This window comes from Bradyrhizobium sp. Rc2d, from assembly GCF_900099855.1.
Classification (GTDB): Bacteria; Pseudomonadota; Alphaproteobacteria; order Rhizobiales; family Xanthobacteraceae; genus Bradyrhizobium.
This window is the reverse complement of sequence record NZ_FNCU01000018.1, coordinates 110,447-134,356: the sequence shown is the minus strand read 5'-3', so window position 1 is coordinate 134,356 and position 23,910 is coordinate 110,447. Positions and strand designations below refer to the sequence as shown.

Here is a 23,910-nt window from a genome sequence, read left to right as displayed (position 1 = left end):
CTTGAAGAGTTCGGTCAGGCCGCGGATGGCACGTGGGTTGGAGGCGTGATGGCGGCGATAAGCCGGTCGAGCTCGGCATCGTTGCGGGCGGTGCCGCGCACATAACGGTCGGGACGAACGAGCGCGGCCGTGATGCCGTGCTCGCAAAGCCATAGTCCGATGCCCTCTGCATCGTCGCTGGTCAGGATATTGATCCCTGCCTGTGAAGGATTGAGAGATGACGACAACGTGGCCGCGCTCGCGACGAGGAGCACATGGCTGTAGCCGACCTGGTCGTCACTGCGGCCACCGTCGCTCAAGGTGAATTGCGGCGCGAGATGTCCGGCGAGAGGCAGGTCGTCGAGCGCAAAGCCGGGGCCGAGCAGGGGCTTCTTCACCTCCAGCCTGACCGGCGCATTCTCGCGCGCTTTGCCTGCGGCAAGGCCGGCTTCGATCGCCTTGGTGTTGATGACCCCGCCGAGGCGAATGGCGAGCTCGATGAACTCGCGCACATGCGGCTGGCGTTCGCTCTGATAGGTGTCGAGGAGGTCAGCTGCAGCGCTGCCGCGGATGATCGCGCTGAGCTTCCAGGCAAGGTTTGCAGCATCGCGGATTCCGGCGCACATGCCCTGGCCCAGGAATGGTGGTGTCTGGTGCGCGGAATCGCCGGCGAGCAGCAGTCGAGCGCTGCGCCATCGCTGCGCGATGACAGAATGAAACGTGTAGACCGCGGCGCGCTCGATTTCGGCATCATCCGGCGTGATCCAGCGCGACAGCAGCTCCCAGACCTTGGCAGGTTGCGCCACCTCCTGGGAGTCCTCATCGGCAAGAACCGTGATCTCCCAGCGCCGCCGCATGCCGGTGCCGCGCACGTAAGTTGCGGGCCGCCGCGGATCGCAATGCTGGAGGCTGTAGTCGCCGAGGTCGTCGCGCTCGCGCTTGAGCAGGACGTCGATCACCAGCCAGCGCTCGTGGAAGCCGAGGTCGTCCATCCCCGAGCCGATGAAGCGGCGCACCAACGAGCGGGCGCCGTCGCAGCCGATCACGTAGCCGGCGCGGACCTCGCTGAGCCTCCCGTTGGAGAGGTCCTCGTAGCGGACGCGCACGCCATGCTGATCCTGATCCAGTGCGAATACATCGCAACGATTGCGCAAGGTTACGTGCGGCCATCGCGCGAGGCCGCCGATCAGCACGTCCTCCAGATCGGGCTGATGGAAGCGATAGCTCAGATTCCAGCCCATCGGGGTGAGCGTCTGCGGCCGCGACCAGTCCAGCAGCATGCGGCCATCGGCGTCGAGGAAGAGCATCCCGGGGCTGAGGATGGTTTGCGGCAGGATGGCGTCGGTAAGGCCAATGGTCTGGAACACGCGCATGCATTCGTCGTCGAAATGCACCGCGCGCGGCAAATGATAAGTCCGTGCCTCGCGCTCGAGCACCAGCGTGCGCACGCCGCACAGGCCGAGCAGGTTGGCGAGCGTGGCGCCGACCGGACCACGACCGACGATGACGACGTCAAACTCTTCGGGGGCGGAGTTATTTTGCATGGGGCGATCTTTGTCCTCAGGCGGGTGACCGCTTCAACGTCCCCGCGCCGAGTGTCCGTCCAGCGGACACACGCGTTCAGGTCCCGACATGTCGACTGGGGTGAGCCGCGCGCGGATAGGCCCTTGCAACAGGCGGCAATCACGTATATGTACATGTGAACATATATGAGGAAGACCATGGCGAAGGCCAGGAAGAAGACCGCTGCGCTGTCCCGCCCGCGGGGGCGGCGGAGCAGGGATATGCCGGATGGCCGCCAAGCGCTTTTGGGCGCTGCCACACGTGCCTTTGCCCGTCATGGTTTCGATGGCGCCGATCTGCGCAGCGTCGCGGCGGCTGCCAATGTCAGTGCCAACCTGGTTCGCGTTCACTTCGGCAACAAGGCCGCGCTCTGGGAGGCTTGCCTTGATCAAGTCGTGGCGATCGGACTGCCTGCCATGGCCGGGGTTCGGGAGATTGCTTGTGATTCCACGCGCTCGCTGGGTGAACGGCTTTGCGGGGTGATCCGTGAGATCGCCGCCTTCTATGCGGCGCATCCAGACGTCAGGGATTTCGTTGTCCGGCATGCCGCAGAAGTGCCGGAGCGGGCCATGCTGGTGTCGGATCGACTTCTACATCCGGCCTATGCGACGGTTCGTGAGCTTTTTTCCGCCGGCATTGAAGCAGGTATCATTCGCAGTCGTCATCCGGCGTTGTTTTTTGCTCTTCTCAATGCTGCGCTGAACCAGCCGCCTGCTTTTCCGATGCTGCTCAATCGGATTGCGCCCGAGATCGACCCGGAAGCCTCTCGCGATCTGCTGATCGAGACGACCATCGCGACGTTTCTTCATCTTCCGCAATGACGCTGGATGACATCGCCAGCCTCGCCAAATGTCCAACCTGAGAGTGAGAGTCCCCCATGCAATTTCGTCTTGTTCTTGCTTTGCTGAGTGCAACGATCACACCGGCCCTTGCCCAGTCCGGACCGAGCGAGGCCGTCCAGCGGCAAGCCTGCATGGGGGACGCCCTTCGGCTTTGCGCCGCCTATGTTCCCGACCGCGCCCAGATCAGGGATTGCATGGCTGCTCAGCGAGGTCAGCTCAGCCCGCAATGCCGCGCTGTCTTTGATGCATCCGTTGAGGCTTCGGCTCCGCAACGGCATGTCGGATCCCGGCCGCGCTAGAATTCGACCGGGATGGCCGCCGCCGCTTCGCGCAAGGGCGCAACAAACCTCGCGATGGCTTCGTCGAGTGAAAGCGCTGACCGGATCCAGATGATCGAGATGCAGCCGAACACGATGTCGCCGCGGACGATCGGCACCGCAATCGAGGCGGTCTTGGGGTTGAACTCGCCCTCACTGCGAACGGCATAGCCGCGCTTTGCAGTCTCCGCGATCATGCGGGTGAAGCGACACTCATCGAGGAACGGGCGGTCGTCGGCTTCGTCGATGCGGCGGAGATGACTGACGATCAGATCACGTTCGCGTGGCGCGCAGGCGGCGAGATAGGCGCGGCCGGCGGAGGTGCGCAGCATCGGCAGGCGCTTGCCGATCATGCCGCGGTCGATCGAGAGGGGACTGCGCGAATGGGTCGTTTCCTGCACCACCATCGCGGCGTTCTCGTAGGTGGAGAGATCGACCGGCCAGACCAGCGTCTTGCTGAGTTCGGCGAGATAAGGTGCTGCCGCCTGGCAGATCACCACGCCGGGATCATAGCCGTCACCGAGGCTCAGCGCCCGCCGGGTCACACGAAAACGGTCGTCGCTGGCGCTGCGCGCGACATAGCCAAGTTCCTCCAGCGTTTCGAGCAGGCGATAGACGGTGGGGCGGGGCAGGTCGAGCGCACGCGCAACGTCGCCGGCGCGGATGCCGCCGGAGCGGTTGACCTCCTGCAGCACGTCCAGTCCGCGCTTGAAGGCACGAACGCCTTCCGACTGACGGGGCTGGCCGTTCCGCGTCCGCTCCTTGGACACTTCGTATTTCCTCCCTTGTGGCGCACGGTCTCGCGATTATCGTTGCGAACGCGAAGCGATTGCGGGACTTCACCGTAGGATCGCGCGCGGCCGGTATCAAGTTCGCCGCACTGCGGCACATGCGATGCCTTCGGGAGGACGTCGATGGAAATCACCGCGCTCGGCTATATCGGGATCAATTCGTCCCAGCTCGACTCGTGGAGCCGGATGGCGACCAGGCTGCTCGGCATGCAGCAGGTCGACCGCGGCGGCAAGATGCGCGCCTTCCGCATGGACGACCGCAAGCAGCGCCTGATCGTCGATGGCAGCAGCGATGCCGGACTTGCGGTGATGGGCTGGGAAGTTCACTCGGGCGCCGAACTGGACCAGCTCGCTGGCAGGCTTGAAGGACAGGGCGTCAAGGTCGTCCGCGGGTCGCGCGCACTGGCTGACGAACGTCATGTCACCGAGCTAATCACGTTCGCCGATCCCGCCGGCAACCGGTTGGAGGCGTTCTACAAGCCGGAGCTTGCGACCGAACCGTTCAGGCCGGGCCGACCGATCTCGGGTTTCCGCACCGGCGCGCTCGGCATGGGACACGTCGTGCTCAATGTCGAGGACGTCGAGCCGCTGTTGCCGTTCTATCGCGACGTGCTCGGCTTCCAGGTCTCGGACTTCGGCCTCAAACCCTACGGGCTCTATTTCTTCCACGTCAACGGCCGCCACCACTCCTTTGCGATGGTCGGCTCCGGGCGCAAGGCGCTGCACCATTTCATGGTCGAGCTCGGCAGTCTCGACGATGTCGGACAGGGCTATGACCTCGCGCAGATGGACGACGGCCGCGTTGCCTATACGCTGGGGCGGCACACCAACGATCACATGACCTCGTTCTACGTGAATACCCCGTCGGGCTTCTTCATCGAATATGGCTGGGGCGGGCGCGTGATCGATCCCGAGACCTGGCAGCCGCACGAGACCTTTGACGGCCCGTCGCTGTGGGGTCACGAGCGGCTCCATATGCCCGAAGAGCAGCGCAAGCGACTGCGCGATATGCGACTCGATGCGGCGGCGCGTGGCGTGCGCGTCGCCGACCCGCGCGTGCCGCCGCTCAACTGCGCGTGGCTGGATTCGGTGATCGCACGCGAATGATCCGCGGCCACGCAGCGTCAGGCCTCGCCGAGATCGACCTCCGTCAAGAGTCCCTGGCGGAGTGCCAGCCGCACCAGCTCGATGTCGGAGCCGACGCCGAGCTTGTCCTTGATCAGCGAGTGCAGGTTTGCCACCGTCTTCGGGCTGACATGCAGCGTCTCGGCGATCTCCTCCGTCGTGTTCTCGGCGAGCAGCAGCCGCAGCACCTCGAATTCGCGCGGTGTGAGCACGTCGGCGGCCGAACTCTCGCCGCTGATACGGCTGAGAGCAAGCTCGTGGTCGATGTCGGGGCTGATGGCGATCTTGCCGGCGAGCACATCCTTCACCGCGCGCACCAGCGTCTCGGGCGGATTGGTCTTGGTGACGTAACCCCTCGCACCGGCGCGGATCGCCTGCACGGCAAAGCCGGCATTCTCGTGCATGGTAAAGACCAGGATCCGTGCGCCCTTGTCCCATTGCCGGATCCGCCTGACGGCCTCGATGCCGCCGATGCCGGGCATGCTGAGGTCCATGATGACGAGGTCGGGCGCCTCGGATTTGTACAGCCGGTAGGCTTCCGCACCGTCGGCCGCCTCGGCGACGACGCGCAAGCCCGGCTGCTTCTGGAGCACGGAGCGATAGCCCTCGCGGACGACGGAATGGTCGTCGACCAGCAAGATGGTCGCGTCAGCCGCGCTCATGCCGCGTGCCCCAGCGCCTGCCGCTCGGCGGCCGCGAGCGGAATGAACACGCGCAATGCCGAGCCATGGGGACCGGTCTCAAAGCTCAGCCGGCCGCGAAGCGCGGCGACGCGCTCGCGCATTCCGAGCAGGCCCATGCCGGATTTGACGGCCGCCTCGTTCGGCCGGCCGTCGTCCTCGATCGCGAGCGCGATCTCACCTTCGGCCATCGTCAGATGCAGGCTGACCTTCGTTGCGCCGGCGTGCTTGGCCGCGTTGGTGAGCGCCTCCTGCACGATGCGATAGAGATTGGCACTGACGGAGGCGGGCACGCTCTCGAAGGTGCCCTCGAACCGGATATCGAAGCGGGTCTGGCCGCGGCTGCGGCCGTTCCACCCCGAGACCAGGCCTTCGAGGCTCGCGACAAGGCCGAGCTCGTCGACATCGGGCGGCCGCAACCGGAAAAGTGCGCCGCGCAGCGTCTCCATCATGCCGGTCGCGGTGCGGGCGATGCTGTCGCACTCTCCCAGCAAATCGGGGCAGTCCTGCGCCGCAGTCTGGCGGGCGGACGCGGCAAGCGCGCGGATTGCGGCGAGCGACTGGCCGAACTCGTCATGCAGCTCGCGCGCGAGATGGCGCCGCTCCTCGTCCTGGAGCGCGATCAGTTTCCGAGTCAGCTCGCTGCGCTCGGCGAGCGCGATGTCGAGGCTTTCGGCGAGATGGTTGAAGACATCGCGGATGGCGGAGAGCTCGGCGAGATCGAAGGGCGGCAGCCGTGTGGTGAGGTCGCCAGCGGCGATCCGCTCGAGGCCGTTGCCGATCATGCGGGTGGGGCGCAGGGCGCGGGCGAGTGCGGCATAGACCAGCGCGCAGAGCAGCGGCAGCGCGATCGCAAGCGCGATCATCAGGCGGCCGGCCTCGTGCCAGGCCTCTGCCGTCTGCACGGCCGGGTCGACCGAGACCACAGTCTCGCCGAGCTTCGTTCCGCGCACGATCACGGGCCGCGCCGCCTCGCGGCCGGGGTCGAACAGGCTGCGATAGAAGGCGGCGAAGGCTTGTGGCGGCGGGCTCGCCGGGGCAGGCGCGCCACTGCAGAAACGCTGGAGCATGTCGCCGCTCGCGCTGCGGAATCCAAGACACAGGCCGGGCGTCATCACATGGGCCGAAACCGGGTCAAGGTTCGGAAAGTCGGAGCGCGGGCTGGCCACCCACTGGATCTTGCCCTGTTGCAGCTCCAATGTCTTGGCCACGATGGCGGCGATACCGTCGATGCGCGCATGCGCGGCGCTGTCGGCGGTAACAAGGAAATAGGCGGAGATCGCGGCGAAGCAGGCGGCCGATACGGCGGCCACGCGCAACGTCAGACGGACCTTGAGATCGAACCTCGGGCGATTCCACATCGGCGGGTACCTGGTGCGAACGGGTTTGTCGCTCCCGCATTAAACGGCAGAACGCAAGCGGCGGGAAGCGTTCCCGCTCTGCCGCAGTGCAACGTCGTGAAATTTTCCCGGCGCTCGTCGGGACAGCCACGGCTGCATGGTCTCAGGCGACCCGTCCAGATTTGCGGGGCCGCTCCATCCCACGAGGCCCGTTCATGCACCGCTCCCGGTTGATTCTGTCTGCTTTTCTCCTCTTCGTCCTTTCTTCGCGGGCCGATGCCGAGCCTGCCATTGGCGTTGCCATGGACGATTTCAGCTATACCGATACGTCGGCTGAGCCGGCCAACCAGACCGCCGCCCACGAGCGGCGGCTATCGGCGTTCATGGCCACGCTCAGACGGGATATCGGCGCGGACCGGCGCTATCGGCTGGTGCCGTCCGCCCAGGACGGTGCGGCGTTCAAGGTCATCGGCGGCATCCAGAAGACCAGCACGCTGGTGCAATGGGCCAAGGTCGCCGTGATCGATGTCGGCGCCAAGAAGCTGGTGATGGACAAGCTCTACACGTTCCGCGGCGACAATGATGAATCATGGGAGCGCGCCGAGATCTTCGTGTCCCGCGAGGTCATGGCCGCGCTCGGCACGCAAGCGCCGGTCGCGCTTGCCGTGTTCGACTTCGAGCTCGAGGACATGACGGCCGCTTCCGCGACCGCCTCGGCCGCTTCGGACGCCTCGTACCTGGCCGAGGTCACCGGCGGTGTGCGCGATATGCTCGGCCAATCCGGCCGCTATCGCATCGTCGATGTCGGCGGCGAGGCGGCGAAGGCGCGCGCCTTGCGCGACTGCGGCGGCTGCGAGGCGGCGATCGCACAAAAGCTCGGCGCGGATCAATCGCTGATCGGCGTGGTGCGGCGTGTCAGCCGCACCGAATACACGCTCGGCTTCCAGGTTCGCGATGCCAGGACCGGCGCGGTGCTGGCCCGCGGCGACAGCGGCTTGCGCCTCGGCGCGGACTATTCCTGGAAGCGCGGCGCCGTGCGGCTGGTCAGCGACCGACTGATCGAGAGCCACTAGCGCGCTCGTTGTAGTCGATCGGCGGTGCTTGCTTCACCTCTCCCCAACGGGGAGAGGTGATCTGAGCTCTGGGGCCCGCCTTGATTCACTTAAGCCTCATCGCGCTTCAGAACGTCAGCTGCACCTTCATCGACTGTGCGCGGTCGCTGGCGAGCTCGAAGGCGGCGACCGCGTTCTCGAACGGCATGGTGGCCGTGATCAGCGGCTTGACGTCGATCAGGCCTTCGCCCATCAGCCGCACCGCGAGCTCGAACTCGGGATCAAAGCGGAAGGTGCCGCGGAGCTGCAATTCCTTGGCGACGATGCTGTTGATCGGCAGCGTCATCTCACCGCCGAGGCCGAGCTGCACCAGCGTTGCGCCTGGCCGCAGCACGTCGAGCGCGGTGCGGAGTGCAGCCTGGTTGCCCGAGGCTTCGAACAGGGTGTCGAACACGCCCTTGCCGGCGCGCCAGGGATCGAGCGCAATGGCGTTGGTCGCGACATTGATGGCGTGGGTGGCGCCGAGCTTCTTTGCGACCGCGAGCGGCGCGTCCGCGACATCGGTCACCACGATCTCGGCGGCACCGCCGAAGCGCGCGACCAGGATCATCAGCGCGCCGATCGGGCCGCAGCCGGTGATCAGCACGCGCTTGCCGAGCAGGGGGCCGGCCTGCTTGCCGGCATGCAGGCACACGGCCAGCGGTTCGGCCACTGCAGCTTCCGTCAGCGAGAGCTTGTCGGCGATCGGCACGGCTTGCGTCGCGTCGACCGTGATGAACTCGCGAAAGCCGCCCTGCACATGGGGAAAGCGCATCGCGCTGCCGAGGAAGCGCATGTCGAGGCACTGGTTGCGCATGCCTTCTTGGCAATGCAGGCACTGGCCGCACGGCTTGCTCGGATTGACCGCGACGCGCGAGCCCGGCTTGACGCTGGTGACGCCGTCACCGACGGACGCGACCACGCCGGCGATCTCATGCCCCAGCGCCATCGGCTGCTGGATGCGGACCACGCCGAAGCCGCCGTGATGGTAGTAGTGCAGATCGGAGCCGCAGATGCCGCCATTGGCGATCTTGACGCGGACTTCGCCCGGGCCGGGCTCCGAATCGGGATAGCTATCGATCCGCAGATCTTTCGGGGCGTGGATGACGACGGCGCGCATGGGCCTGGTCCTTCAGCAGTTCGCGGGTCACATCGCGGCGATCATGCCGCCGTCGACATAGATGATCTGGCCATTGACGTAAGTCGAAGCGTCGGAGGCCAGGAAGATCGCCGCGCCGACCAGCTCATCCGGCTTGCCCCAACGTTTCGACGGGATGCGGCCCATCAGCCAAGTGTTGAAATCGGTGTTGTTGACCAGCGCCTCGTTCATGTCGGTCAGCATGTAGCCGGGGCCGATCGCATTGGCCTGAATGCCGTGCTGGGCCCATTCCACTGCCATCGAGCGGGTTAGATTCTTGATGCCGCCCTTGGCGGCGGTGTAGGGCGCGATGGTCGGGCGCGCGAGCTCGCTGCCGAGCGAGCCGATATTGATGATCTTGCCGTGCTTGCGCGGGATCATGCGCTTGGCCGCCTCGCGGCCGATCACGAAGGCGCTGGTGAGGTTGGTCTCGATCACCTTGCGCCATTCGTCGGTGGTGAATTCGACCAGCGGCTTGCGGTGCTGGATGCCGGCATTGTTGACGACGATGTCGACGGCGAGGCCTTGTCTGTCGAAATCGTTGAAGGCGGCGACGATCGCGGGCTCGTCGGTGACGTTGAACGCGGCGCCTTCGGCCTGGTGACCGGCATTGCGAAACTCGGCGACGGCCTGCTCGACGCGCTTGGGATCGACGCCGTTGACGATGATTTTGGCGCCGGCCTTGGCCATGCCTTCGGCAATGGCGCGGCCGAGGCCGCGGGAGGAGCCCGTCACCAGCGCGGTGCGGCCGGAAAGGTCGAAGAGGGCGGTGCTCATCTTAGGAATCCTTAGACGTTGGAGCGGCGTACGATCAGATCGGAGCGGTCGAATACGGCGGGCAGAAGATCGACGCCGAGGCCGGGGCCTTCCATCGGATAGACAAAACCGTCCTTGATCGTGGGCATGGTGGTGACGAGCTCATTGTACCAGCCCTTGTAGAAGGCGCGCACCGATTCCTGGATCAGCGTGTTGGGCTGGCTGAACGACATGTGGATGGCGGCGATGAAGCCGATCGGGCCGATGCAGTCATGCGGTGCGAAGGGCCGGTGGTAGGTCTCCGCCATCGCCGCAATCTTGCGACCTTCGGTGAGGCCGCCGGTCCAGCACAAATCCGCCATCACCACGTGCATGGCGTCGCGGTCGAGCATATCCTTGTAGGGAAAGCGCGAGCCGAGGGTCTCGCTGGCGCAGACCCAGACGTCGGTCGAGCGCGCATATTCGGCCAGCGCCTGCGGCGAGTTCATGCGGATCGGGTCCTCGTACCAGGTCGGCTTGTAGGGCTCGAGCGCGCGCGCGATCTGCTTGGCGGTCGGCAGATTCCACAGCGAGTGGAGCTCGACCATGATCTCCATCTTGTCGCCGACCGCTTTACGGATCTTCTCGAACGGTTCGATCGCCTGCTTCATCTGCGCGGCGGTGATGTAGAGGCCCTTGTTCTCCTGGGCCGCCGGATCGAACGGCCAGATCTTCATCGCGGAGATGCCGCTTTCCAGAAGGCTCTCTGCGAGAGCGTCGGCGCGATGCATGAAGCCGTCGAGATCCTCGTAAGGCCCCTTGGAGGCGCCGAGATTCCAGTTCGCGACCGGGCTGATATTGGTCGAGCGGACATATTGCGTGCCGGCGCAGGTGTTGTAGATGCGCTGCTTGTCGCGGCAGAGACCGCCGAGCATCTGGTGCACCGGCTGGCCGCAGACCTTGCCGAAAAGGTCCCACAGCGCGATGTCGATCGCAGACGCTGCGCGATATTCGACGCCGGTGGATGACTGTGCCATCGGCAGGTTCAGCATGTCGCGGTGGATGGCTTCGATGTGCAGGGGATTGCGGCCGAGCAGGCGGCCGGCAAAGGTGTCGTGGATCTGTGCCTCGACCGCGCCCGCGCCGTAGAAGGTCTCGCCGAGCCCGATCACGCCGGTATCGGTGTGGATGCGCACCCAGATGACGTTGGAGAACTCCTCGGTGCGCAGGGTCTCGATCGACGTGATCTTCACGGCAACAATCCTCCCGTCGGGCCCATAGCGCCCGCTTTGTTTGTCATTTCTGCGCCGCCATTGCCGGCGGGCCGGTGCCAGTATTACGCCCGCTTGTAATATATCACAACATGTTTTAAGGATATCACAAACAAGGCGCCGCCTCGCAACGCGAGCGCGGACTGACGGGAGGACGACATGGCACGGCGCAAGCGCGCGCTCGAGGTGGTGAGAAACGACGATGACGGCGAGGGCAGGCCCTCCCGGCGCAATCGCCTCAACTTCTTCGAGCTGGCCTATCAGAAGATCGAAGAACTCCTCGTTCACTGCGAGCTCAAGCCCGGCCAGTTCATGACCATGCTGGAATTGCAGCAGATCACCGGCTTCGGCCGCACGCCGGTGCATCATGCCGTCAATCGTCTCTCCGCCGACACGCTCATCATCATTCGTCCGCGGCACGGCCTGCACATCGCGCCGATTGATCTCGCGCGTGAGCGCATGCTGCTCGGCTTGCGCCGCGACATGGAGCGCTTCGTGATCCGCCTTGCGGCCGATCGCGCCAGCCTGTCGCATCGCAATCAGGCGCTGCACATCGAGCGCCTGCTGCGCGAGCGCCGCGCCAGCCTGACCCTCGACGAATTCAACAGCATCGACCGCCGCATCGACACGCTGGTGCTGGAAGCCGCCGGCGAGCCTTTCCTCGCCCACACGCTGCGGCCGCTGCACACCCTGTATCGCCGCATCGGCTTCATCCACCATCGTTTCATGCCGGGACAGACCGAGCTGTCAGGCACGATCGATTGCCATCTCGCCATTCTCGCTGCGGTCGCCAATCGCCGCGTCGAGGATGCCGTGAAGGCGAGCGATGCACTGATCGACTACATGGACGCGATATTCACCGGCATGGAGGCGGGCATCGACCCGCGCCTGCTCGATTGCAGCATCGAGCCGTTGCTCGGCACGTAGAGAGTTTTGAAGAGAGGACCAAGCATGTCAACGATGGCGATGCCACATCCGACCGCGAGCGAAGCCGCGGTCCGCTACCTCATCACGAACTACAGTCCCAAGGGCAACAAGGTCGGCTGGCTGATGATGGCCTCGATCCTGGTCGAAGCCTGGGATCTCTATTCGATCGCCTTCGTGCTGATCTTCATCAAGGAGCAATACAATCCCGATCCGCTGATGCTGGGCCTTGCCGCGGCCGGCACGCAAGGAGGAGCCCTGATCGGCGCGCTGCTCGGCGGCTGGCTGTCCGACAAGATCGGCCGCCGCGTCATGTTCCTGGTGACGATGGTGATGTTCATCGTGCTTGCGCTGGCGCAGGCCTTCGTGCCCAACGTTACCTGGCTCGTGGTGATCCGCTTCCTGCTCGGCATTCCGCTCGGCTCGGACATCTCGACCGGCTACACCTACATCATGGAATCCATGGCCAAGGGTGAGCGCGAGGTCATGGGCAACCGCTGGCAGTTCATGTTCGCGGTCGGCGAGGTCATGACCATCGGCGTCATCGTGATCTTCCTGCTGACCGACATGAACCACGAGATGCTGTGGCGCGTGACGCTCGGCCTCGGCGCGGTGCCGGCGCTGATCATCCTGATCATGCGCCACGACGTGCCGGAGACGGCGGTGTGGCTGGTGCAGAAGGGGCGCTACCGCGAGGCCAAGCAGGTCGCGCGCGAGATGTTCAACGACAATCTCGACATGCTGCCGGACCGGGACGTCGAGATGCCGAAGGTGTCGACCCGCGCGTTCCTCGCCGATCTCAAGAAGGATCCGATCCGCTGGCGTGCCACGCTGTATGGCTGGATCGCCTGCTTCGCGCAGGCGAGCGAGTTCTCGACCTTTGCGTTCTACCTGCCGGTGCTGTTTGCAATGGTCGGCGTGTCGTCGATCCTCGGCAACAATCTGGTGACGATGGCGCTGTTTGCCTTCGCAGCCCTGTCGGGGTGGGTCGGGCCGCTGCTGACGCCGAAGATCGGCCATCGCGGCATCGCGATCGCGGGCTTCTCCATCGTGCTGGTGTCACTGCTGGTCGCTGCGTTTGCGCTCTACACGGACAACAAGATGCTGCTGCCGTTCGCCGCGGCCGGCATGCTCTGGGGCCACTATTGGGACGCGTCTAACTGCATGACCATCCCGACGATGGTCGCGCGGCCGCGATACCGCGGCACCGCCAGCGGCTTCGCCTACATGTTCGTGAAGCTGCCGTCCTTCCTGGCGATCTTCCTGTTCCCGACGCTGTTCGCGGCGATCGGGCAGGCTAACGCCACCCTGTTCGTGGCGATCTTCCCGGTGATCGGATTGCTCGCTGCAACCGTCATCCTGCCGGAGGTCTACGGCTACGAGAACGACTGACGAAGCGTGACCCGGTCGCGGCGTCATCGCCGCGATCGGGGCCTATTTCGGGATGTCGCGCGCCGGCGGCTACGGGCTCAAGAAGACCGGGTCGATCCCGACTCCATGGCCGAACAGGCCGATCGCCTGAAGCTGGGCGGAGTGGAGGTCGATTTCCAAGATGGCGAACAGGGTGAACAACACCGCTGCGGAGAAGATCAGCGGCGGATGGGCTGTCTCGGCCCGGCTCTCGTCGCCGCGAATCGGGCGACGCAGGGAGGAGCTCTGCGGCAATGCTTTCGATCGAATCTGCATGATGAACCTTCCTTGCCGCGCCATATCCATCTGATCTGCGCGACAATGGAATTCTAGCCACGGCGTCGCCGCCGGCATTGATGCACCGCAAATAGCTTGCACTCGATTTCGAAAGCTGGGTTCGGCATCCCTTACCAGATTGCCGCCGCCAACGCCGCGATCAGTGCGGGTGGCGTCACCAGCAGGCCGAGCTTGAGGAACAGCCAGGCGCCGACCTCGATCTTCTCGCGCCGGAGCGCGACCAGCCAGAGGATGGTGGCGAGCGAGCCGGTCACCGACAGATTCGGGCCGAGGTCGACGCCGATCAGGATGGCGCTGACAACAGGCACGGGCAGATGATCGCTGGCGGCGACCGAGCCGGCGACGAGGCCGACCGGAAGGTTGTTGGCGATGTTGTCGGCGAGCGCGGTGGCAATGCCGACGCTCCAGGCGGCCTGCGGGACGGATTGCGCTACCGCTTGGTGCAGCAGCCCGCTGAGCTGCGCGATCACGCCGGTCTTCACCAGCGCCTCCACCATGACAAAGAGCCCGCCGACCAGCGGCAGCACGCTCCAGGACACGCCGCGCAGCACAGGCATAGGCGATTGACGGTTGATCAGCAGCACGGCGGCCGCCGTCGCGGTCCCGCAGACGAATGTCGGCAAGCCCAATTGCAGATCGAGCGCAGAGGCCCAGATCAGCACGATGCCGATGGCGCCGATGCCATAGGCGGTCAAACGGCCGCCGTGTCCGAGTTTCGGGTGCGGGACACTCTTTTCGATCGTTTCATCCTTCAACTCGCGGTGCAGCGCAAGGCGCAAGGCGATATAGGTGAGCCCGATCGAGGCAAGTGACGGCAGCGCGAACTGACGCAGCCACGTTCCGAGATGCGGCATGTGCTTGCCGAACACTACGAGGTTGGCCGGATTGGAGATCGGCAGCACGAAGCTCGCGGCATTGGCGATGAAGGCGCAGACGAACAGATAAGGCAACGGCTTGGCGCCGGCCGCGCGGGTTGCGGCGTAGACGGCGGGCGTCAGCACGATCGCGGTGGCGTCGTTCGAAAGCAGCACCGTCACCAGCGTGCCGACGAGGTAGATCAGCAGGAACAGCCGCTGCGGGGAGCCGCGCGCGTGCTCGACCGCAAAGGCGGCCAGGTAGTCGAACAGGCCTTCGAGGCGGGCGAGCTCGGCGATCAGCATCATGCCGATCAGGAAGAGATAGACGTCGATGCCCTTTTCGATGCCGGTGAGCGCATCCTGCCAAGGCAGGAATCCGAGCAACACCAGTGCAACGGCGCCGATCAGGGCCCAGATCGCCTCCGGCAGGCGAAAGGGCCGGATGATGACGCCTGCGGTCGCGGCGGCGATGGTGCTCCAGGCCCAGATGGCGTCAGACGGCACGGTCAGTCCTCAAGGTGAACCAGATCTATTCGGCAGCGATAGCTGATGCGGACGCCGCTGTCTTCCCCCGCAGGCACAGATCGCCATCTGCGCCTTGCCGCGTCTCCGGTAGAGCGAAGAAGCAGACCACGGCCCCGATCGCCGCCACGATACCGAGCGAGATGAACGCTGCGCTGTAACCTGCGCCGACCACGACCAGGCCGGCAAGCGTCGTCGATAGCGCCGCGCCGATGCTCTGGGTGGTGATGACCGCGCCCTGCGCGACGTTGAAGCGGCCGGTATTGCGCATGAGGTCGGCGACGATGACGGGAAAGATTGCGCCGAAAATGCCGGCTCCGACGCCGTCCAGCAGTTGCACGCTGACCAGCCAGAATGGATTGTCCGAGAGCGTATAGAGGACACCGCGGATCGGCAGGATCAACAGCGCGGCAAGGAAGAAGCGCTTGTGGCCCCAGCGGTCTGCCTTGGCGCCCACCAGCATCGCGAACGGCACCATCACGACTTGCGCGGCGACGATGCAGGCCGACATCAGGCTGGTGCCGATGTTCTTGTCCTGCAGCGCGAGCTTCTGCCCGACCAGCGGCAGCATGGCCGCGTTGGAGAGGTGAAACAGGATCACGCAAATTGCGAAGATGAGCAGGGGGCGGCAGGTCAGGAGCACGCTGAAGCCCGAGGGCTGTTCGGGCACCGTGCTGGCGTCGCTGTCGTGCAGACTGCGAGCGAGATCATGGTCGATGGCCCGTTCGGGGATTGCGACAATGCTGGCGAGGCTCGCAATCGCCATGGCGCCGAGCAGGTAGAACACGACGGTCGGGCCGAACCAATAGGCGAAGAGGCCTGCCAGACCCGCCGCGACAGCGTTGCCGGCATGGTTGAAGGTCTCGTTGCGTCCGATCCTGCGGGTAAAGGCGGAATGGCCGAAGATGCCGAGCGAGACGGCCGCGATTGCGGGCGGGAAGATGCCAGCGGCCGCCTGGGCGATCCCCTGCGAGATCGCGACCGGCCCGAAGGTCGGAAACAACGGCAGCGATAGCGAGGCAAGCGTCACCAAAATGGCGGCAACCACCATCGCGAGCCGCTTCGCCCGCGTGGCGTCGACCAGCGCGCCGGCCGGCGTCTGCGCCGCGATGCCGGCGATCGTCGCGATCGACATCACGAGACCGATGCGCGCCTCGTCCCAGCGCTGCTCGGTGAGCAGATAGACCGCGAGATAGGGCCCGAGCCCATCGCGGACATCTGCGAGGAAGAAATTGGCCGCATCCAGCGCGCGGCCGGCGCGCCTCGTCTGATCGGAGATTGCGCTCGACATCGGGTCTCTCGGTCGAGGCTCAAAGTGGCCCCGGCAGCAACCATCGTGATGTCGGCCTGGTTCCGTGGATCACGTCGGGCTCCTCAAAACTTGACCGCGAGCAGCACCGCGCCGCCGCCGATCTTGGCGAAGATCGCGGTCAGCGCCGCAAAGCAGGCGGAGAGGATCGCCCAGGTCTACCAGGCGGAGAGGAGCGCGGGTTTCATGTCGATATCCGTTGCTTAGGACAGCGCGCCCGCGCCGTCATTGCGAGCGCAGCGAAGCAATCCAGAGTCTTTCCGCGGAGGCAGTCTGGATTGCTTCGCTGCGCTCGCAATGACGGAATGCGCGGCAACGCGGTGTGCCCATCATACTCACCTTACCACCGACAGCTTCTCCGTGATCGCCTTGCGCAGGATGCGCGAGAGCGATTCCACCGAATAGGGCTTCTGGATCAGCTCGAAACCGCGATGCGCATTCTCGGCGAGCACGTTGCTGTAGCCAGAGGTGAGCACGACGGGCAGGCCCGGATAGCGCTCGCGGATGATGCCGGCGAGCTCGACGCCGTTCATGCCGGGCATGATGACGTCGGAGAAGACGAGATCGACGGCGAATTCGTTCTCGCCGAGGATCGCGAGCGCCGCATCGGCGCTGGCGACGCGGCGGACGACATAGCCGAGATCCTCCAGCAGCTCGGTGGAGAAGCGGCCAACTTCGTCATTGTCCTCGACCACGAGCACGCGGTAGCCGCGCCCGGTGGCCGCGGCCTCATGGGTCAGTGCCGCGGCTTCCTTGTCCGTCGCAGGGCTTTGCGCCCGCGGCAGATAGATGGTGAAGGTCGCGCCTTTGCCTTGCCTGCTCGTCACCGCAATGTCGCCCTCGGACTGTTTTGCGAAGCCGAAGGCCTGGCTGAGGCCGAGCCCGGTGCCCTTGCCGACCTCCTTGGTGGTGAAGAAAGGCTCAAAGATCAGGTCGAGATGCTCCTGCGCGATGCCGCAGCCGGTGTCGGTGACCGAGATGGCGACATAGTCGCCGCCGCGCGCCGATTGTGCGCGCAGGCTCGGAATCCCAAAGACCTTGCGGACGGCGATGGTGAGGCCGCCTTCGCCGTTCATGGCGTCACGGGCGTTGACGGCGAGATTGATCAGCGCGCTTTCGAACTGCGCGATGTCGGCCACAGTGAAGCAGCCGGCATCCTCGATCTCGACCGCGATCTCGATGCGGCCTCCGACCAGCGGGCGGATCAGTTGCGCGACGCCCTCGACCTGGCTGCCGACATTGAAGATCTGCGGCTTGAGCGGCTGCCGCCGCGCGAACGCCAGCAGCTGTGCAGTCAGCTTGGAGGCCCGCTCGACCGTCTCGGAGATGGCGTCGACATAGCGGCGGCGGCGCTCCTCCGGCAGCTCACGGCGGCGCAGGAAGTCGGTCGCCGAACGGATGATGGTGAGGAGATTGTTGAAGTCGTGCGCGACGCCGCCGGTGAGCTGGCCGATCGCCTCCATCTTCTGCGACTGTCGCAGCGCTTCCTCGCCGCGCCGGCGCTCGGTGATGTCGACGGCCTCGGGCACGGCGCCGGTGATGTTGCCGTGGCGGTCGAGCACGGGGCGCATGCCGAAGTCGAAATCGCGCTCGCCGATGGGAAGGCGCAGCCGCATCTCCAGCCGCACGGCTTCGCCCTTGAGCACGGCATCGAAGGCATCGCGCACCAGCGCGCTCATGCCCTCCGTTGCGCTGAACCAGGGAGTCTCCCAGAACGGCTTTCCGATGACGTCCGAAGGGTTCGCCTTGATGCCGTCAAGCGCAGTCTTGTTGGCGTAAAGCAGCTCGCCCCTGAGATTGACGAGGCCCTGATACTGGTTGCTGGTCTCCAGGATCGCACGCAGCCGCGCCTCGTTGGATTCGAGCTCGGCGGTGCGTTGGGCGATGCGCTCTTCCAGCGTCTCGTTGAGCTGCCGGAGCTCGATCTCGGCCTGCTTGGCCGCGGTGATGTCGTGGGCGACGCCGATGAAGCCGATATGCTTGCCGGTCGGGTCCCAGCGCGGCTGCGATTCCGAGCGCAGCCAGCGCCATTCCCCCTTGGCATTCTTGTAGCGTGCTTCCAGCACGAACGGCTTTAGCGACGCTTCGCCCTGGACGGATTGCTGGAGCACATGCGGCAGGTCGTCCGGATGCAAGACCTTGCGCCAGTCGAAGTCGATGGCCTGATCGTAGGGCAGGCCGACGAAATCGACATAGGCCTGGTTGGCGAAGGAGCGCTTGCGGTCGAGCTTGGTCACCCAGATCGGCACGGGCGCGCTGTCGGCGATCAGCCGGAAGCGTTCCTCGCTCTCGCGCAGCGTCTCGCGCGCGAGCGCCTGGGCGGTGATGTCGATGTGGGCGCCGACGAGGCGGATGGCGCGGCCGTCCTTGTCGCGCTCGATCTTGGCAACGACCCGAATCCAGCGGATCTCGCCGTCATTGGGGCGGATAATGCGGTATTCGGCGGTGTAGTCTTCGCTCGTTCCGGCGAGAGCCTCGAAGAAATGTTTGACGGTCGCGTCGCGATCCTCGGGATGGATGCGGTTGACCCAGTCCTCGTGCGTCTCGTCCGCGGCCTCCGGGGGCAACCCATGGATCATCAGATATTCGGGCGAGCGACGGTTCTTGAAGCCCTCACGGAAGTCGACCTCGACGCCGCCGACCTTGCCGATACGCTGGATGCGCGCGAGCTCGGCCTCGCGCTCCTGAAGCGCGCGATAGGCGTTGTCACGCTCGCGCGCGACGTCTTCGAGGTGCTGGCGCAGCCTTTCGGCAGCGATTGTCTCGGGCAAGGGTTTGTTCAAGGCATGGGCCGTTGTCATGCGGGTGCGCACGTGCCGGACCGATATTCACACAGACGGAGCGTGATGGCCATCGCTTAGAAGGGAATATGCAGGGAAGGGCGCGGATTCCGGCGGGTATGAACGAATGCCTCCACCGGCTATTTGTTCCTGACGTTGGAACGATGCGCCCTCTGCGCGCGTATCTGCGAGGCGCGACAACTCTGATTCCACAAGACTCCCTTTGCGAAGAGGCTAAATCTTGAAGCTCTTTGTCTGCCAGGCCTGCGGCAACGTCCTCTATTTCGAGAACCGCGCCTGCGAACGCTGCGGTCACCGCGTGGCCTTCCTGCCGGAGAAGGAGACGATGTCGGCCGTCGAGCCCGACGGCGAGGCCTGGAAGACGCTGGCCGACGCGGGCGAAAGCCGCGTGCTGTGCCGCAATGCCGAATACGATTCCTGCAACTGGCTGACGGATACGGTCGACGGCACGGGCTATTGCCGCGCCTGTCGTCACAACGGCATCGTGCCGGATCTGTCGGATCCGGCGCAGCTCGCCGGCTGGCGCGGGCTGGAGGTGGCAAAGCACCGCCTGTTTTATTCCCTGATCCGCTGGAAGCTGCCGCTCCAGACCCGGCAGGACAACCCTAAGCATGGGCTGATCTTCAATTTCCTCGCCGACGATCCGCACAGCGGGGAGAAGGTCATGACCGGTCATGACAACGGCCTAATCACGATCGCGCTCACCGAGGCCGACGACATCGAGCGCGAGCGGCGCAGGCTCGAGATGGGCGAGCCCTACCGGACGCTGCTCGGGCATTTCCGCCACGAGGTCGGACACTATTTCTGGGACGTGCTGGTGCGGGACGGCGGCAAGCTCGACCAATGCCGCGCCATGTTCGGCGACGATTCGGCCGATTACGGCCAGGCCTTGCAGCGCCATTATGCCGAAGGCGCGCCGCCGGACTGGCAGCACAACTACGTCTCGGCCTACGCGACGACGCATCCGTGGGAGGACTTCGCCGAGACCTGGGCGCACTATCTCCACATCGTCGACACGCTGGAGATGGCCGCCGAGTTCGGCATGGAGGTACGCCCCAAGGTCGACCGCGACGGGGAGCTGACGACGCGCATTCGTTTCAACCCCTACGAGGCCCGGGATGTGGAGGCGCTGGTCAGCGCATGGCTGCCCTTTACCTTCGCCATGAACAGCGTCAACCGCGCCATGGGCCTGCGCGACCTCTATCCCTTCATCCTCTCGCCCGCAGTGATCGCCAAACTGGGCTTTGTTCACAGCCTCGTGCGGGACGTGGCCAAGGCCGGGAAGCCGTAGGCGGTGCCAGGGCCCGCCGGCCCCGTTCCGCAAGCCCGTTCCGGTCTTGCGCTGGTACGCCAGAGGGGAGGGATTTAGACCGTTGCCTCCGGCCCATTTTGATGTACCACGGAGCCACACGGCCCATTTCCCATAGGCCCCAACGGCCAGGAAAGGGTCCCCGCCCAAGGTCGAGACTCAAGAAAAGCATGTTCAAACGCATTCTGATCGCCAATCGCGGCGAAATCGCCTGCCGGGTCATCAAGACTGCCCGCCGGATGGGCGTTCAGACGGTTGCGGTCTATTCCGAGGCCGACCGCGATGCCCTCCATGTCGAGATGGCCGACGAGGCCGTCCTGATCGGCCCGCCGGCTGCGGCCGAGAGCTATCTGGTGATCGAGAAGATCGTGGACGCCTGCCGCAAGACCGGCGCCGAGGCCGTGCATCCCGGCTACGGCTTCCTGTCCGAGCGCGAGGCGTTTCCGCGCGCGCTGGAGGCGGCCGGCCTCGTCTTCATCGGCCCGAACCCCGGCGCGATCGCAGCGATGGGCGACAAGATCGAATCCAAGAAGGCGGCCGCCAAGGCCAAGGTCTCGACCGTGCCCGGCTATCTCGGCGTCATCGAGGACGACAAGCACGCGGTGCGGATCGCCGACGAGATCGGCTACCCCGTGATGATCAAGGCCTCCGCCGGCGGCGGCGGCAAGGGCATGCGCATCGCGAATTCCAAGGCGGAGGTCGCCGAAGGCTTCAACCTCGCCAAAGCCGAGGCCAAGGCCTCGTTCGGCGACGACCGCGTCTTCGTCGAGAAGTTCATCGTCGATCCCCGCCACATCGAGATCCAGGTGCTGGGCGACAAGCACGGCAACGTGATCCATCTCGGCGAGCGCGAATGCTCGATCCAGCGCCGCAACCAGAAGGTCATCGAGGAGGCGCCGTCGCCGCTGCTCGACGAAGAGACTCGCCGCAAGATGGGCGAGCAGGCGGTCGCGCTGGCCAAGGCCGTGAATTACGATTCCGCCGGCACCGTCGAGTTCGTCGCGGGGCAGGACAAGAGCTTCTACTTCCTGGAGATGAACACGCGTCTCCAGGTCGAGCATCCCGTCACTGAGCTCGTCACCGGCATCGATCTCGTCGAGCAGATGATCCGCGTTGCCGCCGGCGAGAAGCTCGCGATCGCGCAGAAGGAGGTCGCGCTCACTGGCTGGGCGGTGGAATCGCGCCTCTATGCCGAAGATCCGTTCCGCAACTTCCTCCCCTCGATCGGACGTCTGGTGAAATACCGTCCGCCGGCGGAAGCCAGCAAGGATGGCATCACCGTGCGGAACGACACCGGCGTGCAGGAGGGCGGCGAGATCTCGATCCATTATGATCCGATGATCGCCAAGCTGGTCACGCATGCACCTTCGCGCGCCGCCGCGATCGAAGCGCAGGCGACCGCGCTGGACTCGTTCTATGTCGACGGCATCCGTCACAACATCCCGTTCCTGTCCGCGCTGATGCATCATCCGCGCTGGCGCGAAGGCCGGCTCTCGACCGGCTTCATCGCTGAGGAATTCCCGAAGGGCTTTGCGGTGCGCGTGCCCGAAGGCGAGGTCGCGCGGCGGATCGCTGCGGTCGGCGCCGCCATCGATCATGTGCTCGGCGAGCGCAAGCGGCAGATCTCGGGCCAGTTAGGCGGCCGCATCGTACAGCGCGAGCGTCGTCGCGCGGTCTGGCTCGATCACCAGGAGATCCTGCTCGAGGTCGGACGCGAGAGCGAGGCGATCGCCGTGCGCTTCATCGATGCCGAGGGCAAGGCCGGCAATGCGCATCTGTTGCAGTCACCGTGGAAGCCCGGCGATCCGGTCTGGCAGGGCACCATCGACGGCCAGTTCATCGCGGTGCAGGCGCGGCCGATTGCCAACGGCATCCGCCTCGCGCATCAGGGCGTCGAGGTACCGGTCTATGTCTGGACCGAGGCGGAAGCGGCCTCGGCACGCTTGATGCCGGTGACGACGGCCTCCGATACCGGCAAGAAGCTGCTCTGTCCGATGCCGGGCCTCGTGGTCTCGATCGCCGTGAACGAAGGGCAGGAGGTCAAGGCCGGCGAGACGCTCGCGGTGGTCGAAGCCATGAAGATGCAGAACGTGCTGCGCGCCGAGCAGGACGGCACCGTGAAGAAGATCCACGCCAGCGCCGGCGCGACGCTCGCGGTGGACGCGCTGATTTTGGAGTTTGCGTAAGACTGGTCTCGGCTATTGCCCAATGTCGTCCTGGACAAGTGAGCGGAGCGAACGCCGATCCAGGACCCATTACCCCAGGGAGCAGTTGTTGACGGAGATCGTAGCCATCACCTTCTGCGACAATGTACAGTTGGGGTAATGGGTCCTGGCTTTCGCCAGGACGACGATAGAGTGTGTTCGCATCAACCGAGACAGCACCATGGCCTTTCGTTCCCGCCGCGAGAAACTGCGATCGATCCTGTCGGGCGGGACTTGCGTCCGTCCCGGCTCGGTCTACGACGCCATCTCGATCCGCATTGCCGAGGACCTCGGTTTTCCGCTCGGCATGTTTGGCGGTTCGGTGGCCTCGCTCGCTGTGCTCGGCGATCCCGATGTCACGCTGATCACGCTCACCGAGCTTGCCGAGCAGATGCGGCGGATGTCGCGCGCCTCCGCGCTCCCCGTCCTCGTCGATGCCGATCACGGCTATGGCAATGCTCTGAACGTGCGCCGAACGGTGCAGGAGCTGGAGACAGCGGGGGCTGCCGGGCTCACCATCGAGGACACGCTGCTGCCGGCGGCGTTCGGCGAGGCGAAGACGCAGCTGATCCCGCTTGAGGAAGGCGTCGGCAAGATGAAGGCGGCGCTCGATGGCCGCAGCGATCCCTCGCTCGTGATCATGGGCCGCACTGGAGCTGCCTCGATCACTTTGATCGAAGATGCGATCCGGCGCGCCGTGGCCTATGAGGCCGCCGGTGTGGACGCGCTGTTCTTCACCGGCATCAAGTCGCGGGCGGAGCTTGCGGCCATCGCATCCGCCACGCACCTGCCGCTCGTGCTCGGCGGCGCGCCGGAGGAATTGAACGCGACCGACTATCTCGAGAGCCAACGCGTGCGCATCGCCCTCCAGGGGCATGCCCCGATCGCGGCTGCAACGCAGGCCGTATACGAGGTTCAGAAAGCGTTGCGTGACGGTACGGCGCCGAAAGCGCTGAAGGGATTGCCCGCAGCGGAACTGACCAACCGCGTCATGCGCGAGGCCGACGTGAAGACGCGCAGCGCCAACTTTCTTGGGCTGAAAAAATGAGCAGGGCGATCCTCCAGGTCATGATCCGCGGTCGCGTCCAGGGCGTCGGCTACCGCGCCTGGGTCGAGTACCAAGCGACCACCAGCGGTCTCGAAGGCTGGGTCCGCAACCGCCGCGACGGCAGCGTCGAGGCACTGTTCGCGGGCGCGCCCAAGCACGTCGCCGACATGGTGGCACTGTGCCGCCACGGCCCGCCGTCCTCACGCGTCGACAGCGTCACCAGCGAGACCGCCGGTGCGGATGAGCTGAACCTGCGCCGGGCAGGGGAGGCGTTTTCGGTGTTGCCGACGGTGTGAACGCTCGCAACAGGTCGTCGTGCGACGGGGCTAGACGTGGATGGCCGGGACAAGCCCGGCC

Annotated in this window: 20 protein-coding genes; 9 read left to right on the top strand and 11 right to left on the bottom strand. The window is 65.4% G+C overall.

The window, feature by feature from the left end; all coding sequences use genetic code 11:
- Positions 1–14: 14 nt before the first annotated feature.
- Positions 15–1,523, bottom strand: coding sequence for a bifunctional 3-(3-hydroxy-phenyl)propionate/3-hydroxycinnamic acid hydroxylase MhpA (mhpA, locus tag BLV07_RS22855; RefSeq protein WP_091889728.1), 1,509 nt, complete (start codon positions 1,521–1,523; stop codon positions 15–17).
- A 177-nt stretch (positions 1,524–1,700) separates the two neighbouring features.
- Between mhpA and BLV07_RS22850 the strand changes: the two genes are divergently transcribed.
- The gene (locus BLV07_RS22850; protein WP_244551184.1) at positions 1,701–2,363 is read left to right on the top strand and encodes a TetR/AcrR family transcriptional regulator; all 663 of its coding nucleotides are present in this window, start codon (positions 1,701–1,703) and stop codon (positions 2,361–2,363) included.
- A gap of 316 nt (positions 2,364–2,679) precedes the next feature.
- Here BLV07_RS22850 and BLV07_RS22840 read toward each other — a convergent pair whose 3' ends face one another.
- Positions 2,680–3,471: a DNA-binding transcriptional regulator gene (locus tag BLV07_RS22840; RefSeq protein ID WP_091889724.1), complete on the bottom strand. Its 792-nt coding sequence runs from the start codon at positions 3,469–3,471 to the stop codon at positions 2,680–2,682.
- Between the two features lie 144 nt (positions 3,472–3,615).
- Between BLV07_RS22840 and BLV07_RS22835 the strand changes: the two genes are divergently transcribed.
- The gene (locus BLV07_RS22835) at positions 3,616–4,599 is read left to right on the top strand and encodes a VOC family protein (RefSeq protein ID WP_176945698.1); all 984 of its coding nucleotides are present in this window, start codon (positions 3,616–3,618) and stop codon (positions 4,597–4,599) included.
- Positions 4,600–4,616: 17 nt separating this feature from the next.
- Here the strand turns inward: BLV07_RS22835 and BLV07_RS22830 are convergent, their stop codons facing one another.
- Both BLV07_RS22830 and BLV07_RS22825 read right to left on the bottom strand, forming a co-directional pair.
- The gene (locus BLV07_RS22830; RefSeq protein WP_091889722.1) at positions 4,617–5,279 is read right to left on the bottom strand and encodes a response regulator; all 663 of its coding nucleotides are present in this window, start codon (positions 5,277–5,279) and stop codon (positions 4,617–4,619) included.
- Positions 5,276–6,658: a sensor histidine kinase gene (locus BLV07_RS22825; RefSeq protein WP_091889720.1), complete on the bottom strand. Its 1,383-nt coding sequence runs from the start codon at positions 6,656–6,658 to the stop codon at positions 5,276–5,278. Before BLV07_RS22825 ends, BLV07_RS22830 begins: the two co-directional genes overlap by 4 nt.
- A gap of 194 nt (positions 6,659–6,852) precedes the next feature.
- On the opposite strand from BLV07_RS22825, the gene BLV07_RS22820 reads away from it, so the two are divergent.
- Positions 6,853–7,710: a DUF3280 domain-containing protein gene (locus BLV07_RS22820; protein ID WP_091889718.1), complete on the top strand. Its 858-nt coding sequence runs from the start codon at positions 6,853–6,855 to the stop codon at positions 7,708–7,710.
- Positions 7,711–7,816: 106 nt separating this feature from the next.
- On the opposite strand, the gene BLV07_RS22815 is transcribed toward BLV07_RS22820, so the two are convergent.
- The 3 genes from BLV07_RS22815 to BLV07_RS22805 are packed head-to-tail and all read right to left on the bottom strand — an operon-like array spanning position 7,817 to position 10,854.
- Positions 7,817–8,848 (bottom strand): L-idonate 5-dehydrogenase, encoded by a 1,032-nt coding sequence (locus tag BLV07_RS22815; protein WP_091889717.1) that lies wholly within the window; start codon positions 8,846–8,848, stop codon positions 7,817–7,819.
- Between the two features lie 27 nt (positions 8,849–8,875).
- Positions 8,876–9,643, bottom strand: coding sequence for a glucose 1-dehydrogenase (locus BLV07_RS22810; RefSeq protein ID WP_091889715.1), 768 nt, complete (start codon positions 9,641–9,643; stop codon positions 8,876–8,878).
- 11 nt (positions 9,644–9,654) lie between these two features.
- Positions 9,655–10,854, bottom strand: a complete 1,200-nt coding sequence (locus BLV07_RS22805; RefSeq protein WP_091889713.1) for a mandelate racemase/muconate lactonizing enzyme family protein — start codon at positions 10,852–10,854, stop codon at positions 9,655–9,657.
- A 177-nt stretch (positions 10,855–11,031) separates the two neighbouring features.
- Here BLV07_RS22805 and BLV07_RS22800 point away from each other — a divergent pair, with 177 nt between their 5' ends.
- On the top strand, positions 11,032–11,799 hold the full coding sequence (locus tag BLV07_RS22800; protein ID WP_091889711.1) for a GntR family transcriptional regulator: 768 nt from the start codon (positions 11,032–11,034) through the stop codon (positions 11,797–11,799).
- 24 nt (positions 11,800–11,823) lie between these two features.
- Positions 11,824–13,188 carry an MFS transporter gene (locus BLV07_RS22795; RefSeq protein ID WP_091889709.1) on the top strand — a complete coding sequence of 455 codons (1,365 nt, stop codon included), beginning with the start codon at positions 11,824–11,826 and terminating at the stop codon, positions 13,186–13,188.
- 69 nt (positions 13,189–13,257) lie between these two features.
- Here BLV07_RS22795 and BLV07_RS22790 read toward each other — a convergent pair whose 3' ends face one another.
- The 4 genes from BLV07_RS22790 to BLV07_RS22770 form a co-directional block, all read right to left on the bottom strand.
- Positions 13,258–13,482, bottom strand: a complete 225-nt coding sequence (locus tag BLV07_RS22790) for a hypothetical protein (RefSeq protein WP_176945697.1) — start codon at positions 13,480–13,482, stop codon at positions 13,258–13,260.
- Between the two features lie 131 nt (positions 13,483–13,613).
- Positions 13,614–14,864 carry an arsenic transporter gene (locus tag BLV07_RS22785; RefSeq protein WP_091889707.1) on the bottom strand — a complete coding sequence of 417 codons (1,251 nt, stop codon included), beginning with the start codon at positions 14,862–14,864 and terminating at the stop codon, positions 13,614–13,616.
- Between the two features lie 25 nt (positions 14,865–14,889).
- A complete protein-coding gene (locus BLV07_RS22780) occupies positions 14,890–16,173 on the bottom strand; it encodes an MFS transporter (RefSeq protein ID WP_091889705.1) in 1,284 nt (427 codons plus the stop codon).
- A gap of 353 nt (positions 16,174–16,526) precedes the next feature.
- Positions 16,527–19,004, bottom strand: coding sequence for a hybrid sensor histidine kinase/response regulator (locus BLV07_RS22770; RefSeq protein ID WP_091889703.1), 2,478 nt, complete (start codon positions 19,002–19,004; stop codon positions 16,527–16,529).
- Between the two features lie 208 nt (positions 19,005–19,212).
- Here BLV07_RS22770 and BLV07_RS22765 point away from each other — a divergent pair, with 208 nt between their 5' ends.
- The 4 genes from BLV07_RS22765 to BLV07_RS22750 all read left to right on the top strand — a co-directional run bounded on the left by BLV07_RS22765 (position 19,213) and on the right by BLV07_RS22750 (position 23,849).
- Positions 19,213–20,283, top strand: a complete 1,071-nt coding sequence (locus BLV07_RS22765) for a zinc-binding metallopeptidase family protein (protein ID WP_091889701.1) — start codon at positions 19,213–19,215, stop codon at positions 20,281–20,283.
- 188 nt (positions 20,284–20,471) lie between these two features.
- On the top strand, positions 20,472–22,487 hold the full coding sequence (locus tag BLV07_RS22760) for an acetyl-CoA carboxylase biotin carboxylase subunit (protein ID WP_091889699.1): 2,016 nt from the start codon (positions 20,472–20,474) through the stop codon (positions 22,485–22,487).
- A 199-nt stretch (positions 22,488–22,686) separates the two neighbouring features.
- Positions 22,687–23,553: an isocitrate lyase/PEP mutase family protein gene (locus BLV07_RS22755; protein ID WP_091889697.1), complete on the top strand. Its 867-nt coding sequence runs from the start codon at positions 22,687–22,689 to the stop codon at positions 23,551–23,553.
- The gene (locus BLV07_RS22750) at positions 23,550–23,849 is read left to right on the top strand and encodes an acylphosphatase (RefSeq protein WP_091889695.1); all 300 of its coding nucleotides are present in this window, start codon (positions 23,550–23,552) and stop codon (positions 23,847–23,849) included. The genes BLV07_RS22755 and BLV07_RS22750 overlap by 4 nt, the downstream gene beginning before the upstream one ends.
- Positions 23,850–23,910: the final 61 nt, after the last annotated feature.